Below are 16,396 nucleotides of genomic sequence, written 5' to 3'. Positions count from 1 at the left end.
CATCAGAGGGCGCTTTCGCGGCGCGCTTCGAGCAGTTCCCAGCGCGCGAACTTTTCCTCGAGCTCGCTTTCCAGTTTGGACAACTCGCTGTTGATGCGTTCGACTTCGGCTGGCGCATCGCGGTAGAGGCTGCCGTCGGCGAGCTTGCCGGCCAGTTCGGCCTGCTGCGCTTCGAGCACGGCGATGGCTTCGGGCAGGCCTTCGAGTTCGCGCAGTTCCCACGAATTCATCTTGGTGGCGCGGGCCGGCTTGGGCTTGGCGGCCTTGGCGCGGGCCGCGGCTTCGTCGGCGGCGCGTGCCGCCTTGGCCGCGTCTTCCTCCGCCGCGGCGCCGGGCGCCGGGGCGGGACGCTGGGCCACCCATTCGTCGTAGCCGCCGACGTAGTCGCGCCAGTGGCCGTTGCCTTCGTAGGCGATGGTCTGGGTGACGACGTTGTTCAGGAAGGCGCGGTCGTGGCTGACCAGCAGCACCGTGCCCGAGTATTCCTGCAGCAGTTCTTCGAGCAGTTCCAGCGTTTCGATATCGAGGTCGTTGGTGGGTTCGTCCAGCACCAGCACGTTGGCGGGGCGCGCGAACAGGCGCGCCAGCAACAGGCGGGCGCGTTCGCCGCCCGACAGGCTGCGCACCGGCGAGCCGGCGCGGGCGGGCGAGAACAGGAAGTCGCCGAGATAGCTCATGACGTGCTTGCGGGTGCCGCCGATCTCGACCCACTCGCTGCCCGGGCTGATGATGTCGACCAGCGTCGCGTTCTCGTCGAGCTGGGCTCGCATCTGGTCGAAGTACGCCACCGACACATTGGTGCCCATGCGGGTCTTGCCGCTGTCGGGCTGCATTTCGCCCAGGATCAGCTTGAGCAGCGTGGTCTTGCCGGCGCCGTTGGGGCCGACGATGCCGATGCGGTCGCCGCGCAGGATGGTGGTGGAGTAGTCGTCCACCACGATCTTGTCGCCGAAGCGTTTGCCGACGTGTTCCAGTTCGGCCACCATCTTGCCCGAGCGCTGGCCCTCGGCCAGCGCCAGCGACACGTCGCCGACGCGTTCACGGCGCTCGGCGCGTTCGACGCGCAGGCGTTCCAGGCGGCGCACGCGGCCTTCGTTGCGGGTGCGGCGCGCTTCCACGCCCTTGCGGATCCAGACTTCTTCCTGGGCCAGCAGCTTGTCGAAGCGGGCCTGTTCGAGGCGCTCGGATTCCAGCCACTGGGCCTTGCGCTCCTGCCATTGCGAGAAGTTGCCGGGGAAGCTGAGCAGCCGGCCGCGGTCCAGTTCGACGATGCGGGTGGCCACCGAATCCAGGAAGCGGCGATCGTGGGTGATGATGACGGCGGCGCCCTTCCAGGTGCGCAGCATCTCTTCGAGCCAGGCGATGCCGTCGAAGTCGAGGTGGTTGGTGGGCTCGTCCAGCAGCAGCAGGTCGGGTTCCTCGACCAGCGCGCGGGCCAGCGCGACGCGCTTGCGGGTGCCACCCGACAGACCGGCGATCTGGGCGTCCGCCGGCAGGCCGAGCTTTTCCAGCACGGCGCGCACGCGCGAGGGGCGCTGCCAGTCTTCATGGTCGCCGTCGACATTGCAGACCACGTCGAAGACGGTGGCGTTCTCGTCCAGTTCTGGTTCCTGTTCGACCGTGGCCACGCGCAGGCCCGAGGTGCGGGCGATGTCGCCATCGTCGGGCACGGTGCGGCCGTCCAGCAGCCGCAGCAGCGAGGACTTGCCGGCGCCGTTGCGGCCGATGAGGCCGATGCGCTCGCCGGCCTGGATGGCGAAGTCGGCGTGGTCCAGCAGCGGGTGGTGGCCATAGGCCAGCTGGATGTCGGTCAGGGTGATGAGCGTTGCGAGAGCCATGTAGTGGGGTCGTTCTTGCGGCGGATAAGCGGATCAGACCGGTATTGTCGCAGGAACCCGCGCCGCTGTTCGGGGACGGAGCCGCGACCTGTACTAGAATACGCACCGCAAGGCGGGTCGGGCGGTCGCGGTGGATGCAAGTCCATCGAGGAAGGTCCGGACTCCACAGGGCAGGGTAGCGGCTAACGGCCGTCCGGTCGCGTCTTCGGGCGCGGTCGAGGAATAGGGCCACAGAGACGAGTCTGCGGGGCGGGCGCGCCAGTCGCGCACCGATACGGCCATCTCCGTATCGCGCCGGCCGGTAACGGTCGGCGGCATCGCAGGGTGAAACGCGGCAACCTCTACCCGGAGCAACATCAAATAGGCATGCGTGCGGCTTTCGGGTCGCGAAGGGCGGCTCCGTCCAAGCATGCGGGTAGGTGGCTACAGCGGCTCAGCAATGATCCGCGCAGAGGAATGATCGCCCGCCAGGGAAACCTGGCGTACAGAATCCGGCCTATAGACCCGTCTTGCATTGGATTTCTCATCGGAGCGGGGCCGCCGCAGGCTTTTTTCAAGCCCGGCCTCCCGCCATCTGGCGCGGAACGCCCGCCAACCCTTGGCAAGCGGGCTGGGTAAAACAATGCAAAGGCATTGTTAGCCGCCACTTCTTAAGAAGCACTTTTAGATAGTGACGCAACCTCCTGATTTATTGGGAGGTTTTTCTTTTTGCGCATTTACAAGTTGCTCTAAGTCCTTGTTGTGATTGAAAAAATTGCAACCGTGCGCTTGACCGCCCCATTGCCATACCGTAGAGTGGGAAATAGTAGGAAATTGTGCAATTAAGTGGGGTAAAAGTGGTGTTTCAGGGAAGCAGCGCGCTCACGCTGGATGCCAAGGGACGGATCTCGATTCCGACCCGGCATCGTGACGCGCTGATGGCGCAGGCCGAAGGCCGCCTGACCCTGACCCGCCACCCAGACGGCTGCCTGCTGGTGTACCCGCGGCCCGAGTGGGAAAAGAAGCGCGAGCAGATTGCCGCCTTTCCCATGACGGCGCGTGCGTTGCAGCGGCTGTTGCTGGGCAACGCTCAGGACGTGGAACTGGACGGCTCCGGCCGCGTCCTGATCGCGCCTGAACTGCGCAACGCTTCCGGTATGACGCGCGATGTGATGCTGCTCGGTCTGGGCGCCCACTTCGAGCTGTGGGATGCCGCTACCCTGGCCAGCCGCGAGGCTGAAGACCTGGCCAAGGGTATGCCGGATGTGTTGAATCAGTTTTCGTTCTGAAAGAGTTATGGAATTCGAACATCGGCCCGTCCTGCTGGAGCCGACGGTGGACGCGCTGTTGCTGGCCGATTTCGGCGGCAAGGGCGCGGCACGGTCGCAGCCCGGCGACGAGCCAGCCGCGGCTACGCGAGCGGAACGCGGCGTCTTCGTGGACGGCACCTTTGGTCGCGGCGGTCACAGCCGCGAGCTGCTTGGTCGCCTGGGCCCGGCGGCGCGCCTGGTGGTGTTCGACAAGGATCCCGAGGCGATCGCGGTAGCCAATGCGTTGGCGACAGCGGACGCCCGGGTGACGGTGGTGCATGGCGGCTTTGCCACCATGGCCGAAGAATTGCGGCAGCTCGGCATCGAGAAGGTCGATGGCGTGATGCTGGATCTGGGCGTGTCGTCGCCTCAGATCGATGATGCCGAGCGCGGTTTCTCGTTCATGCGGGACGGGCCGCTCGACATGCGGATGGACACCACTCGTGGACCCACGGTGGCGGATTGGCTGGCGCAAGCCAGTGTGGATGAGATGCGGGAGGTCATAGCGGATTATGGCGAAGAACGGTTTGCTTTTCAGGTTGCAAAGGCGATTGCTGCTCGCCGCGCAACAAGGCCGCTGCGCACCACGCTCGAACTTGCCGAGTGCGTCGCCAGCGCCGTCCGCACGCGCGAAAAGGGGCAGCATCCGGCCACACGCACCTTTCAAGCTCTACGGATTTACATCAATCGGGAACTCGAAGAGCTCGCGCGCACCCTCGCGTCAGCTCTAGACCTGCTTGCCCCAGGGGGGAGGTTGGCGGTGATCAGCTTTCATTCGCTTGAAGACCGCATGGTCAAGCAGTGCATCGCGGCGGCGGCTCGTCCGGCTGCCGCGCATGCGCGCCTGCCCCTGCGCGAAAGCGAAATGCCCCAGCCGGTCCTGCGTTCCCTGGGACGCGTGCTGGCCGAAGACGATGAAGTCTCGGCCAATGCGCGCGCCCGTTCGGCGGTGCTGCGCGTCGCCGAGCGTACCGTCACGCCCTTGCCCGCCGAGGGCGGCATGGCCTTCGTGAAAATCGGTTCGCTGCCCGGCAGCGATCTGGCTCCGCCGCCTCGCCGCGGCGGCAAGGGAGGGCGCCGCTGATGGGTCGCGTCAACCTGATCGTTGCGGCTTTGCTGATGCTGTCGGCCATTTCCCTGGTCACCAGCCGGTATCAGTCGCGCCAGCTCTTCGTCGAGCTGGGCCGCGATCAGGCGCAGGCGCGCGACCTGGAAACCAACTGGCGGCGTTTGCAGCTGGAACGCGCCGAGCTGGCGCGCAACGCGCGGGTCGACGTGATCGCGCGCGACAGCCTGAAGATGATTCCCATCGTGCCTGACCGCACGCTCTACCTGAACCAGGCGCCGGTGCCGGCCAATGGAGGCGCCCAATGAAGCGCGTTCCGTTCTTCGACAATCCGGTGCTGCGCGGCCAGTTGCCCACCTGGCGCGCGCGCCTGGTGCTGATCCTGCTGTTCGGCGGCTTCACGGTGCTGGCCGGCCGCGCGCTGTTCCTGCAGGGGCTGTCCACCGAATTCCTGCAGCAGCAGGGCGAGCGCCGCTACGAGCGCACCCTGACGCTGTCCGCCACGCGCGGCAAGATCATGGACCGCAATGGCGCGGTGCTGGCATCCAGCGTGCCGGCGCGCGCCATCTGGGCCATTCCCGAAGACCTGAAGCAGGCCACGGCCAGCCAGCTGGATTCGCTGGCCAAGCTGCTCGAGACTCCGATCGCCGACCTGCGCCGCCGGGTCGAGGAAGACAAGAATTTCGTCTACCTGAAGCGTCAGGTCTCGATGGACGTGGCCGACAAGATCAAGCAGCTCGGCCTGCCCGGCGTGCACCAGCAGCCCGAGACCCGCCGCTACTACCCGGACGGCGACGTGATGGCCCACGTGGTGGGTTTCAACAGCGTCGAGGACCAGGGCCAGGAAGGCGTCGAGCTGACTTTCAACCAGCAGTTGTCGGGCCGCCCGGGCAGCCGCCGCGTCATCAAGGACCGGCTGGGCCGCGTCATCGAGGACGTGCAGGCCGTGACGCTGCCGGTGGATGGCCGCGATCTGCGCCTGTCGATCGATACCCGCCTGCAGTACCTGGTGTTCAAGGAGCTGAAGGACGCCATGGACAAGCACCAGGCCAAGGGCGCCACCGCCGTGGTCGTGGACGTCCACACCGGCGAGATCCTGGCGCTGGCCAACGTGCCGACCTTCGATCCGAACAAGCGCGAGACCTTCCACGGCGCCAACCTGCGCAACCAGGCCATCACCGACACGTTCGAGCCCGGCTCGATCATGAAGCCGTTCACCGCCGCGCTGGCGCTGGACCTGGGCCGCATCACGACCTCGACCCTGTTCGAGACCGGCAACGGCCGTTTCACCTACCAGGGCAGCACGATCAGCGACGTCAGCCGTAACGGCACGCTGGACGTGGCCGGCGTGCTGCGCAAGTCCAGCAACATCGGCATGACGATGATCTCCGAGAAGCTGGAATCCCGTGAAATGTGGGATCGCTTTACCGAATTGGGCCTCGGCCAGGCGCCGCAGGTGGGATTCCCCGGCGCGGCACCCGGCCGCCTGCGTCCGTGGGACCGCTGGCGCCTGATCGAGAAGGCCACCATGGCCTATGGCTACGGCCTGTCGGTGTCGCTGCTGCAGGTGGCGCGCGCCTACACCGTGTTCGCCCGCAACGGCGACATGGTGTCGCTGACCCTGGTCAAGCGCGACAGCGATCCGACCAGCGTCAAGATCTATACGCCCAAGACCACCGCGCTGGTGCGCGGCATGCTGGAAGCGGCCGCCGGTCCGGAAGGCACCAAGGCCGCCCAGGTCCAGGGCTACCGCGTGGCCGGCAAGAGCGGCACCGCGCGCAAGATCGTCGACGGCAAGTACAGCATGCAGCGCTACCGCAGCTCGTACGTGGGCTTTGCGCCGGTGTCCGATCCCAGGATCGTGGTGGCCGTCTCGATCGACGAGCCCACGGTCGGCGGCTATTACGGCGGCGCGATCGCCGCACCCGTGTTCTCCCATATCGTCGGCGGGAGTCTGCGGCTGATGGGGGTGCGACCGGACGCACCCTTCGAATCCACTATTGTTGCCGGTATCAAGGAGCCAGGCAGATGAGCGCCAAAGGCTTCCTCTCATCCCCCGCCGCCACGGTCGAACAAGCCGTGGCGTGGTTGCATTCGCGCGTGTCGCTGACCGCGCACCTGAAGCTGGACTCCCGCGAGATCGAGCCGGGCGACGTATTCGTCGCCTGCCCCGGGCTGGCCAGCGATGGCCGTCTATATATAGAGAAGGCGTTGGCGCTGGGCGCCAGCGCGGTATTGTTCGAAGCGCCCGCCACCGAAGCCATCGAGGCCGCGGCCGCCGCTGGCGATACGCCGATGCTGCCGGTGACCGGCCTGCGCGCCCTGCTGGGCGAACTGGGCGACACCTGGTACGGCCGGCCGTCGTCGGCGCTGGCCGTGGTGGCCGTGACCGGCACCAACGGCAAGACCTCGTCGGTGCAATGGATCGCCCACGCGCTGGGCCGCAACGACAAGCCCTGCGGCACCATCGGCACCCTGGGCGCCGTGCTGCCGGACGGGCAGACGCTGGGCGGCAGCCTCACGACCCCCGACGTGCTGACCGTGCACCGCCTGCTGGCCGCCATGCGCGACGCCGGCGCCAAGGCGGTGGCGATGGAAGCGTCGTCGATCGGTATCGAGCAGGGCCGCATGGACGGCGTGCGGGTGGCGCTGGCCGCCTACACCAACCTGACCCGCGATCATCTCGACTATCACGGCACCATGGAACGCTACGAGGCCGCCAAGGCGCGCCTGTTCCGTTGGCCGGGCCTGAGCGCCGCGGTGGTGAACGCCGACGACGAGGCCGGCCGCCGCCTGATCGCCTCGCTGCCGTCGGACCTGTCGGTGATGGGCTACAGCCTGAGCGCGGATCCCGCGATTCCCGCCGCGATGCGCGCGCGTGACCTGCAAGCCACCGCCCAAGGCCAGATCTTCACCCTGGTGTCGCCGCATGGCGAGGCGCAGATCGTGACGCGTCTGCTGGGGGCGCACAACGTCTCGAACCTGCTGCTGGTTGCCGGCGTGCTGTACAAGCTGGGCCTGCCGTTCGCGCAGATCGCGCGCGAGCTGGCCGCGACCGACCCGGTCGATGGCCGCCTGCAGACGGTGGAACCCGTTGCCACCAGCACCCAGGCCAACGCCGGCCGCGGCGCGCTGGTGGTGGTCGACTATGCCCACACGCCCGATGCGCTGGCACGCGCACTGGCCGCGCTGCGCCCGGTGGCGCAGGCGCGCGCCGGCCGCCTGGTGTGCGTGTTCGGTTGCGGCGGCGAGCGCGATCCGGGCAAGCGTCCGGAGATGGGCCGTATTGCCGCCGAGCTGGCCGACCACGTGGTGGTGTCGAGCGACAACCCCCGCAGCGAATCGCCCGAAGCCATCGTGGCGCAGATCCTGGCGGGCATCCCGGCCGGGGCCGGCGCCGAGGTCCAGGTCGACCGCGCCCGCGCCATCATGCAGACCGTCTGGGCCAGCGCGCCTGAAGACGTGGTGCTGCTGGCGGGCAAGGGCCACGAAACCTACCAGGACATCGGCGGCGAGAAACTGCCGTTCGACGACCGCGAATGGGCGCGGCTGGCGCTGCTGCTGCCGCTGGTCAAGGGCATCTCGACGGACACGCGGCGCATCGGCGCCGGCGAGTTGTTCGTGGCGCTGGCGGGCGACAACTTCGACGCCCACAACTACCTGGACCAGGCCGCCGAGCGTGGCGCCTGCGCTGCGGTGGTCGCGCATCCCGTGCCGGATTCGAGCCTGCCGCAACTGGTGCTGGGCGATACCCGCGTGGCGCTGATGCGCATCGGCGCCGCCTGGCGCGCCCGCTTCACGCTGCCGGTGGTGGCGGTGACGGGTAGCAACGGCAAGACCACCACCAAGGAAATGATCTCGGCCATGCTGGCGGGTTGGCGCGGCGAGACGGGTCGCCTGGCGACGGCGGGCAACCTGAACAACGACATCGGCGTGCCGCTGACGCTGCTGCGCCTGCGCCCGGAACATCGCGCCGCCGTGTTCGAGCTCGGCATGAACCATCCGGGCGAGATCGCCCAGCTGGCCGCCATCGCGGCGCCGAGCGTGGCGCTGGTGACCAATGCCCAGCGCGAGCACCAGGAATTCATGCACACCGTGGAAGCGGTGGCGCTGGAAAACGGCGCCGCCATCACGGCGCTGCCGGCGGACGGCGTGGCCGTCTATCCCGGCGACGAACCCTACGCGGCGATCTGGGACAAGCTGGCCGCGCCGCGCCGCACGCTGCGCTTTGGCCTGCAGCCCGGTCTGGATGTCTATGCCGAGCAGATCCTGGCGGACGTCGATTCGACGCGCTGCCGCGTGGTGACGCCGGTGGGCAGCGCCGACCTGACGCTGCCGGTGCCCGGCGTGCACAACCTGCGCAATGCGTTGGCGGCGATCGCCAGCGCCATCGCCGCGGGGGCGCCGCTGGAGGTCGCCGTGCGCGCGCTCGCCGGCTTCAGCCCGGTCGCGGGCCGCATGCAGTACAAGAAATTGAGTGACGGGACGTTGCTCATCGATGACACCTACAATGCCAACCCCGACTCGGTTCGCGTGGCCATCGATGTGCTGGCCCGCATGGCCGGCACGCGTGTCCTGGTGCTGGGCGACATGGGCGAGGTCGGGGACAACGGCCCCGCCATGCATGAAGAGGTGGGCAATTACGCGCGCGAGCTTGGCCTCGACGCGCTCATCACGCTAGGCGATGCCAGCCGGGCGGCCGCGGCCGCCTACGGCACGGGCGCGCACGCCTGCGCATCGGTAGACGAAGTCGTTGCCGCATTGCGCGGCCTGCGCGCGTCCTGCGTATTGATAAAGGGATCGCGCTTTATGCGCATGGAGCGGGTAGTGACGGCTTTTATTTCCAATGACGGACAAGCGTCCAAGGGGCAGGGGGACAACCATGCTGCTTGAGATCGCCCGTCTGCTTTCCGATGATGTGCGCGCGCTGGGCGTGTTCGAGTACATCACGCTGCGCGCGGTGCTGGCGTGCGCCACGGCGCTGCTGATCGGCCTGGTGGCCGGCCCGCGCGTGATCCGCAAGCTGACCGAGATGAAAATCGGCCAGGCCGTGCGCTCGTACGGTCCGGAAACCCACCTGGTCAAGACCGGCACTCCGACCATGGGCGGCGTGCTGATCCTGATTTCCATCGCCATCAGCACGCTGCTGTGGGCCGACTGGACCAACCGTTTCGTGTGGGTGGTGCTGCTGGTGACGTTCGGCTTCGGCTGGATCGGCTGGATGGACGATTACCGCAAGGTGGTCTATCGCGATCCGGAAGGCATGCCGGCGCGCCAGAAGTTCTTCTGGCAGGCGACCATCGGCCTGGTGGCCGCGGTCTATCTGGCGTTCGCCGTGTCGGCGCCCGCCAACACCGAACTGTGGCCGCTCTTCAAGGCCTGGGTGGGCAGCGGCTTCACGATGTCGTTGCCGACGCGCGCCGACCTGATCGTGCCGTTCTTCAAGACCGTCAGCTATCCGCTGGGCGTGCTCGGCTTCGTGGCGCTGACCTGGGCCGTGATCGTCGGCACCAGCAACGCCGTCAACCTGACCGACGGCCTGGATGGCCTGGCGATCATGCCCACCGTGATGGTCGGCAGCGCGCTCGGCATCTTCGCCTACGTGGTCGGCCGTGTCGACTATTCGAAGTACCTGCTGTTCCCGTACATCCCCGGCGCATCGGAATTGATGGTGTTGTGCGCGGCGATCGGCGGCGCGGGGCTGGCATTTTTATGGTTCAACGCGTATCCGGCGCAGGTCTTCATGGGTGACGTCGGCGCGCTGGCGCTGGGCGGCGCGCTGGGCACCATCGCGGTCATCGTGCGCCAGGAAATCGTGCTGTTCATCATGGGCGGCGTGTTCGTGGTCGAGACCCTGTCGGTGATGATCCAGGTGACGTGGTTCAAGTACACCAAGCGACGTTATGGAACAGGTAGACGCATATTCCGCATGGCTCCGCTGCATCATCACTTCGAAGTGGGCGGCTGGAAGGAAACCCAGGTGGTCGTGCGTTTCTGGATCATCAGCATGATGCTGGTGCTGATTGGCCTCTCAACCCTGAAGTTGCGATGAATACGATGGAAACCTCCCGCGCCGATGCGCCGCTCGTCCTGATCCTCGGATTGGGCGAGTCGGGTGTCGCCGCCGCACGCTGGAGCGCCCGCCAGGGCGCCCGCCTGCGTGTGGCCGACACGCGCGCGGAGCCGGGTGGCCTGTCCGCGCTGCGCGATGCGCTGGCGCAGGCCGAGGTGGAATACCGCCTGGGCTGCGAGACGTCCTTCGATGTCGCGCTGCTGGACGGCGTGGATCAGGTCGTCATCAGCCCGGGACTGGCGCCCGAAGGCGCGCCGGCCGGCGATCTGCTGCGCGAGGCCAAGGCCCGCGGCATCGAAGTCATCGGCGAGATGGAGTTGTTTGCGCGGGCCCTGGTCGAGCTGGCCGAGACCCGTGAATACCGTCCGCGGGTGCTGGCCGTGACCGGCACCAACGGCAAGACCACCGTCACCGCGCTGACGCGCGACCTGGTGCAGGCTAGCGGCCTGTCGGTGCTGGCCGCGGGCAACATCAGCCCGGCCGCGCTGACCGCGCTGATGGGGGCGCTGGACGCCGACGACCTGCCGCAGGTGTGGGTGCTGGAGCTGTCGAGCTTTCAGCTCGAGACCACGCACACGCTGATGGCCGATGCCGCCGTCGTGCTCAACGTGACGCAGGACCATCTGGACTGGCACGGCGGCATGGATGCCTATGCCCGCGCCAAGGCGCGCCTGCTGAAGATGGCGCGCATCGCCATCGTCAATCGCGACGATCCATATACCGTGGACATGGTGCCGTCGCTGGATGCCATGCCCGTGCGCAGTTTCGGCCGTGACGTGCCGGCGCTGGTCGGCGACATGGGCCTGGAACTGGGCCAGGGCGTGGCCTGGCTGGTCGCGGCCGAACCGGTCGATTTCGACGAGCCGGTGGCGCCCGTGCGCCGCAAGAAGGACGCGCCCGAGCCGGTGCGCGCCAAGGGCCGCATGAGCCGCCTGATGCCGGTCGACGCGCTGCGCATCCGCGGCATCCACAATGCCTTGAACGCGCTGGCCGCGCTGCAACTGGCGCGCTGCCTGGACCTGGGCTGGGGCGCCATGCTGCGCGCCCTGCGCGAGTACGCGGGCGAACCGCATCGCGCCGCCTTTGTGCGCAATATCGGCGGCGTCGACTACATCAATGACAGCAAGGGCACCAACGTCGGCGCCACCGTGGCCGCGCTCGAGGGCATGGGCCAGCCGGTGGTGCTGATCGCCGGCGGCCAGGGCAAGGGCCAGGACTTCTCGCCGTTGATCCCGGTGGTGTCGCGCCATGCGCGCGCGGTGCTGCTGATCGGCCAGGACGGCCCGGAAATCGGCCGCGTGCTGGCCGACACCGGCGTCGACTGCATCGCCGTGGAATCGCTGCGCGACGCCGTGCGCCGCGCCGCCGAACTGGCCCAGGCCGGCGACGTGGTGCTGCTGTCGCCCGCCTGCGCCAGCCTGGACATGTTCCGCAATTACCCGCATCGCGGGCAAGTGTTCGTGGAAGAGGTCGAAGACCTGGCCCGCGACCGGGGAGAGGTGGCATGAGCCTGATCGCCGATCTCACCGCCAGCGTCAACGCCGTACGGCCCGGCCGTACCCGCATGCGCAATTTCGACATGCCGCTCGCGATTGCGGCGTCGACCTTGCTGCTGCTCGGCCTGCTGATGGTGTATTCGGCGTCGATCGCGCTGGCCGACGGCCCGCGCTATGCCTCCTATGGCCGCTATTACTTCGTGATCCGCCACGGCCTGTTCGTCACCGCCGGCCTGGTGGCGGGCGCCGTCGTGCTGGCGATTCCGATCCGCGTGTGGCAACGCCTGGCGGTGCCGCTGTTCGTGGTGGCGATGGTGCTGCTGGTGGCGGTGCTGGTGCCCGGCATCGGCCGCGAGGTCAACGGCGCGCATCGCTGGATTCCGCTGGGTCCGCTGAATTTCCAGCCGTCCGAACTGATGAAGCTGGCCGCGCTGCTGTATGCCGCCGACTACACGGTGCGCAAGCAGGAGCACATGCAGGCCTTTGCCCGCGGCTTCCTGCCGATGGCGTTCGCGCTGGCCGGCGTCGGCATGCTGCTGCTGCTCGAGCCCGACCTGGGCGCGTTCATGGTGATCGTCGCGATCGCGATCGGCATCCTGTTCCTGGGCGGCATCAACGGCAAGTACTTCAGCAGCCTGCTGGCGGTGCTGGTCAGCACCTTCCTGATGCTGATCTGGCTGTCGCCGTGGCGCCGCGCGCGCCTGTTCGCCTACCTGGATCCCTGGAACGAAGACAACGCCTACGGCAGCGCCTACCAGCTGTCGCATTCGCTGATCGCCCTGGGCCGCGGCGAGTGGCTGGGTGTGGGCCTGGGCGCTAGCGTCGAGAAATTGCACTACCTGCCCGAAGCGCATACCGACTTCCTGATGGCGGTGGTGGGCGAGGAACTCGGTTTCGCCGGCGTGATGCTGGTGATCACGCTGTTCGCCATCATCGTCTACCGCGGTTTCGACATCGGCCGCCAGGCCATCGCCATGGAACGCACGTTCGCGGGCCTGGTGGCGCACGGCGTGGCGATGTGGTTCGGCGTGCAGGCCTTCATCAACATGGGCGTGTGCCTGGGGTTGCTGCCAACCAAGGGCCTGACGCTGCCGCTGATGAGCTATGGCGGTTCGGGCGTGGTGATGAACCTGTGCGCCCTGGCCATGCTGATACGGGTGGATGTGGAAAGCCGCATCATGATGCGCGGAGGACGGGTATGACCGCGTCGTCGCGCACCATCCTGATCATGGCCGGCGGCACCGGCGGCCACATCATGCCCGGCCTGGCCGTGGCCGATGTGCTGCGCCAGCGCGGCTGGCGCGTGATGTGGCTGGGCAATCCGGACAAGATGGAAGGCCGGCTTGTGCCGCCGCGCGGCATCGAACTGGTGCCGCTGCGTTTCGCCGGCGTGCGCGGCAAGGGCGCGGCCGCGCTGCTGAAACTGCCGTTCCTGCTGGTGCGCGCTTTCGCCCAGGCCTGGGCGCGGCTGTCGTCGGTGCGTCCGGACGTGGTGCTGGGCATGGGCGGCTATGTCGCCTTCCCCGGCGGCGTCATCGCCGCGCTGCGCGGCACGCCGCTGGTGGTGCACGAGCAGAATGCGGTGGCCGGCACCGCCAACAAGTGGCTGGCCAGGATGGCCCGCCGCGTGCTGAGCGGGTTCCCAGGCGTGCTGCCCAAGGGCGAGGCCATGGGCAACCCGGTGCGCGCCGATCTGTGCGCGCTGGCCGACCCGGCGCAGCGCTACGCCGCCCGCAGCGGTCCGCTGCGGCTGCTGGTGGTGGGCGGCAGCCTGGGCGCCCAGGCGCTCAATACCGCCGTGCCGCAAGCGCTGGCGCGCCTGCCGCTGGAAAGCCGTCCGGTGGTGGTGCACCAGGCCGGCGAACAACATTTGCCGGCGCTGCAGCAGGCCTACGCCCAGGCGGGCGTGGCGGCCGACTGCCGCGCCTTCATCGACGACATGGCCGGCGCCATGGGCGATGCCGACCTGCTGGTCTGCCGCGCGGGCGCCATGACGGTGTCCGAAGTGGCCGCCGTCGGCGTCGCGGCGCTGTTCGTGCCGCTGCCCCATGCCATCGATGACCATCAAACCGCCAACGCGCGCTTCCTGAGCGACGCGCAGGCCGCATGGCTGCAGCCGCAGAACGCCTTCAGCCCCGAGTGGCTGGCGGACTGGCTGGGCCAGCGTTCCCGCCAAGAACTGCAAGCCGTCGCAGAACGGGCCCGCGCGCACGCGCACCCGGAAGCGGCGGCGCATATCGCCGACGTCTGTGAACAAGCAGCGGGGCGTTCATCATGAAACACAGAATCCAGCATATCCATTTCGTAGGCATCGGCGGTTCCGGCATGAGCGGCATCGCCGAGGTGCTGCTCAACCTGGGCTACACCATCAGCGGCTCCGACCTGAACGAGTCGGCCGTGACGCGCCGCCTGGCCGGCCTGGGCGTGAACATCGCCATCGGCCACGTCGCCAGCAACGTCACCGGCGCCGGCGCCATCGTCACCTCGACCGCGGTGGCGGGCGACAACCCCGAAGTCATCGCGGCCCGCGCCGCGCGCATTCCGGTGGTGCCGCGCGCCATCATGCTGGCCGAGCTGATGCGCCTGAAGCGCGGCATCGCGGTGGCCGGCACGCATGGCAAGACCACCACCACCAGCCTGGTGGCCAGCATCCTGGCCGCCGGCGACCTGGACCCGACCTTCGTGATTGGCGGCCGCCTGAATTCGGCCGGCGCCAATGCGCGCCTGGGGCAGGGCGACTACATCGTGGTCGAGGCCGACGAATCCGACGCCTCGTTCCTGAACCTGCTGCCGGTGATGGCCATCGTGACCAACATCGACGCGGATCACATGGACACCTACGGCCACGACGTGGCCCGCCTCAAGAGCGCGTTCATTGAATTCACCCAGCGCCTGCCGTTCTACGGCAGCGCGGTGCTGTGTACCGACGACGCCAACGTGCGCGAGATCATGCCGTTCGTGTCGCGTCCCATCACCTCCTACGGCCTGAACGAAGACGCGATGGTGCGCGGCTACGAGGTGCGGGCGGACGGCACGCGCATGCGCTTCAACGTGCAACGCAGCCACCGCGACACGCTGCTGCCGCCGCTGCAGGTGGAACTGAACCTGCCGGGCCTGCACAACGTGCGCAACGCGCTGGCGGCGATCGCCGTGGCGACCGAGCTGGGCGTGGCCGATGAAGCCATCTGCGATGCGCTGGCCTCGTTCAAGGGCGTGGGCCGCCGCTTCACGCAGACGGGCGAATTCCCGGTGCCGGCCGCGCATGGCGGCGGCACCTTCACGGTGATCGACGACTACGGCCACCACCCGGTGGAAATGGCCGCCACGCTGGCCGCCGCCCGCGGCGCCTGGCCCGACCGCCGCATCGTGCTGGCGTTCCAGCCGCACCGCTACACGCGTACCCGCGACTGTTTCGAGGATTTCGTGCGCGTGCTGGGCACGGCCGACGCGGTGTTGCTGACCGAAGTCTATTCCGCCGGCGAACCGCCGCTGGTGGCCGCCGACGGCCGGGCCCTGTCGCGCGCCCTGCGCGTGGCCGGCAAGGTCGAACCGGTGTTCGTCGAGGACGTGGCCGAACTGCCGCAGGCGGTGGTCGATTTCGTCCGTGACGGCGATGTGGTGATCGTCATGGGGGCGGGCTCGATCAGCAAGGTCCCGGCCCAAGTTGGAGAATTGGCATGAGCGCGAAATTCGGCAAGGTGGGTGTGTTGTACGGCGGCCGTTCCGCCGAGCGCGAAGTGTCCCTGATGTCCGGGGCCGGCGTGCACCAGGCGCTGTTGAGCGCCGGCGTCGACGCGCACCTGTTCGACACGGGCGAGCGCAGCCTGGCCGAGCTGGCCGCCGAGGGCTTCGAGCGCGTGTTCATCGCGCTGCATGGCCGCTTCGGCGAAGACGGCTCGATCCAGGGCGCGCTGGAATTGCTGGGCATTCCCTACACCGGCAGCGGCCCGCTGGCCTCGGCGCTGGCCATGGACAAGACCATGACCAAGCGCGTGTGGCTGCAGCACGGCCTGCCCACGCCGGAATTCGAATTGCTGGACGCCGACACCGAGCTGCGCCTGGTGCCGGACCGCTTGAGCCTGCCGCTCATCATCAAGCCGCCGCATGAAGGGTCGACCGTGGGCATCACCAAGGTGGTGGGCTATTCCGACATGAAGGACGCCTACGCGCTGGCCGCCAAGTTCGACGCCGAGGTGCTGGCCGAGCAGTTCATCCAGGGCCGCGAACTGACCGTGGCGATCCTGGGCGGCGGCAAGACCGCGCGCGCGCTGCCGGTGATCGAGATCGCCGCGCCGGGTGGCAACTACGACTACGAGCACAAGTACTTCTCCGACGACACGCAGTACTTCTGCCCGGCGACGCTGCCGCCGGCCGTGGCCGAGGCAGTCGCCGACATCGCGGTGCGCGCCTATCGCGCGCTGGGCTGCGAAGGCTGGGGCCGCGCCGACTTTATGCTGGACGCCGACAACCGCCCCTGGCTGCTCGAAATGAATACCTCGCCCGGCATGACCGGCCATTCCCTGGTGCCGATGGCGGCCCGCGCCACCGGCATGAGCTATGCCGAGCTGTGCGTGGCGATCCTGGCCGACGCTTCGTGCAAGCTGCACAGCGCCGCGCGCAATACTTGACCCGGA

General features: G+C 68.2%; 12 protein-coding genes and 1 other RNA gene. 12 read left to right on the top strand and 1 reads right to left on the bottom strand.

Annotated elements, in window-relative coordinates; all coding sequences use genetic code 11:
• Positions 1 to 2: 2 nt before the first annotated feature.
• Positions 3 to 1,838 (bottom strand): ATP-binding cassette domain-containing protein, encoded by a 1,836-nt coding sequence (locus I6I07_RS02785; protein ID WP_198485614.1) that lies wholly within the window; start codon positions 1,836 to 1,838, stop codon positions 3 to 5.
• A 109-nt stretch (positions 1,839 to 1,947) separates the two neighbouring features.
• On the opposite strand from I6I07_RS02785, the gene rnpB reads away from it, so the two are divergent.
• The 12 genes from rnpB (at position 1,948) to I6I07_RS02725 (ending at position 16,390) form a co-directional block, all read left to right on the top strand.
• An RNA gene (gene rnpB, locus I6I07_RS02780) (RNase P RNA component class A) lies at positions 1,948 to 2,353 on the top strand.
• A 324-nt stretch (positions 2,354 to 2,677) separates the two neighbouring features.
• Positions 2,678 to 3,106 carry a division/cell wall cluster transcriptional repressor MraZ gene (gene mraZ, locus I6I07_RS02775; RefSeq protein WP_006392946.1) on the top strand — a complete coding sequence of 143 codons (429 nt, stop codon included), beginning with the start codon at positions 2,678 to 2,680 and terminating at the stop codon, positions 3,104 to 3,106.
• A gap of 7 nt (positions 3,107 to 3,113) precedes the next feature.
• Complete coding sequence (gene rsmH / locus I6I07_RS02770; RefSeq protein WP_198485613.1) at positions 3,114 to 4,211, top strand: 16S rRNA (cytosine(1402)-N(4))-methyltransferase RsmH; 1,098 nt, start codon at positions 3,114 to 3,116, stop codon at positions 4,209 to 4,211.
• The gene (ftsL, locus tag I6I07_RS02765) at positions 4,211 to 4,501 is read left to right on the top strand and encodes a cell division protein FtsL (protein WP_006392948.1); all 291 of its coding nucleotides are present in this window, start codon (positions 4,211 to 4,213) and stop codon (positions 4,499 to 4,501) included. The genes rsmH and ftsL overlap by 1 nt, the downstream gene beginning before the upstream one ends.
• Positions 4,498 to 6,225 carry a peptidoglycan D,D-transpeptidase FtsI family protein gene (locus tag I6I07_RS02760; RefSeq protein WP_198485612.1) on the top strand — a complete coding sequence of 576 codons (1,728 nt, stop codon included), beginning with the start codon at positions 4,498 to 4,500 and terminating at the stop codon, positions 6,223 to 6,225. The genes ftsL and I6I07_RS02760 overlap by 4 nt, the downstream gene beginning before the upstream one ends.
• Complete coding sequence (murF, locus tag I6I07_RS02755; protein ID WP_198485611.1) at positions 6,222 to 9,086, top strand: bifunctional UDP-N-acetylmuramoyl-L-alanyl-D-glutamate--2,6-diaminopimelate ligase MurE/UDP-N-acetylmuramoyl-tripeptide--D-alanyl-D-alanine ligase MurF; 2,865 nt, start codon at positions 6,222 to 6,224, stop codon at positions 9,084 to 9,086. The genes I6I07_RS02760 and murF overlap by 4 nt, the downstream gene beginning before the upstream one ends.
• Positions 9,076 to 10,245, top strand: a complete 1,170-nt coding sequence (gene mraY, locus I6I07_RS02750) for a phospho-N-acetylmuramoyl-pentapeptide-transferase (protein WP_006392951.1) — start codon at positions 9,076 to 9,078, stop codon at positions 10,243 to 10,245. Before murF ends, mraY begins: the two co-directional genes overlap by 11 nt.
• Positions 10,242 to 11,774, top strand: a complete 1,533-nt coding sequence (murD, locus tag I6I07_RS02745; protein WP_198485610.1) for a UDP-N-acetylmuramoyl-L-alanine--D-glutamate ligase — start codon at positions 10,242 to 10,244, stop codon at positions 11,772 to 11,774. The genes mraY and murD overlap by 4 nt, the downstream gene beginning before the upstream one ends.
• Positions 11,771 to 12,964, top strand: a complete 1,194-nt coding sequence (ftsW, locus tag I6I07_RS02740; protein ID WP_198485609.1) for a putative lipid II flippase FtsW — start codon at positions 11,771 to 11,773, stop codon at positions 12,962 to 12,964. Before murD ends, ftsW begins: the two co-directional genes overlap by 4 nt.
• Entirely contained in the window at positions 12,961 to 14,040 is a 1,080-nt protein-coding gene (gene murG, locus I6I07_RS02735) for an undecaprenyldiphospho-muramoylpentapeptide beta-N-acetylglucosaminyltransferase (protein WP_198485608.1), read from the top strand. The genes ftsW and murG overlap by 4 nt, the downstream gene beginning before the upstream one ends.
• A complete protein-coding gene (murC, locus tag I6I07_RS02730; protein WP_198485607.1) occupies positions 14,037 to 15,443 on the top strand; it encodes a UDP-N-acetylmuramate--L-alanine ligase in 1,407 nt (468 codons plus the stop codon). The genes murG and murC overlap by 4 nt, the downstream gene beginning before the upstream one ends.
• Positions 15,440 to 16,390: a D-alanine--D-alanine ligase gene (locus I6I07_RS02725; RefSeq protein WP_198485606.1), complete on the top strand. Its 951-nt coding sequence runs from the start codon at positions 15,440 to 15,442 to the stop codon at positions 16,388 to 16,390. Before murC ends, I6I07_RS02725 begins: the two co-directional genes overlap by 4 nt.
• Positions 16,391 to 16,396: the final 6 nt, after the last annotated feature.

The sequence above is a fragment of the Achromobacter deleyi genome (genome assembly GCF_016127315.1).
GTDB lineage: Bacteria > Pseudomonadota > Gammaproteobacteria > Burkholderiales > Burkholderiaceae_B > Achromobacter > Achromobacter insuavis_A.
The sequence above is the reverse complement of the archived record's forward strand: the minus strand, read 5'-3'. Positions and strand labels throughout refer to the sequence as shown.

Bases quoted from the DNA above. Each gene is read 5' to 3' on its own strand.
- I6I07_RS02785 (WP_198485614.1), bottom strand. From the start codon at position 1,838: ATGGCTCTCGCAACGCTCATCACCCTGACCGACATCCAGCTGGCCTAT.
- rsmH (WP_198485613.1), top strand. From the start codon at position 3,114: ATGGAATTCGAACATCGGCCCGTCCTGCTGGAGCCGACGGTGGACGCG.
- ftsL (WP_006392948.1), top strand. From the start codon at position 4,211: ATGGGTCGCGTCAACCTGATCGTTGCGGCTTTGCTGATGCTGTCGGCC.
- I6I07_RS02760 (WP_198485612.1), top strand. From the start codon at position 4,498: ATGAAGCGCGTTCCGTTCTTCGACAATCCGGTGCTGCGCGGCCAGTTG.
- murF (WP_198485611.1), top strand. From the start codon at position 6,222: ATGAGCGCCAAAGGCTTCCTCTCATCCCCCGCCGCCACGGTCGAACAA.
- mraY (WP_006392951.1), top strand. From the start codon at position 9,076: ATGCTGCTTGAGATCGCCCGTCTGCTTTCCGATGATGTGCGCGCGCTG.
- murD (WP_198485610.1), top strand. From the start codon at position 10,242: ATGAATACGATGGAAACCTCCCGCGCCGATGCGCCGCTCGTCCTGATC.
- ftsW (WP_198485609.1), top strand. From the start codon at position 11,771: ATGAGCCTGATCGCCGATCTCACCGCCAGCGTCAACGCCGTACGGCCC.
- murG (WP_198485608.1), top strand. From the start codon at position 12,961: ATGACCGCGTCGTCGCGCACCATCCTGATCATGGCCGGCGGCACCGGC.
- murC (WP_198485607.1), top strand. From the start codon at position 14,037: ATGAAACACAGAATCCAGCATATCCATTTCGTAGGCATCGGCGGTTCC.
- I6I07_RS02725 (WP_198485606.1), top strand. From the start codon at position 15,440: ATGAGCGCGAAATTCGGCAAGGTGGGTGTGTTGTACGGCGGCCGTTCC.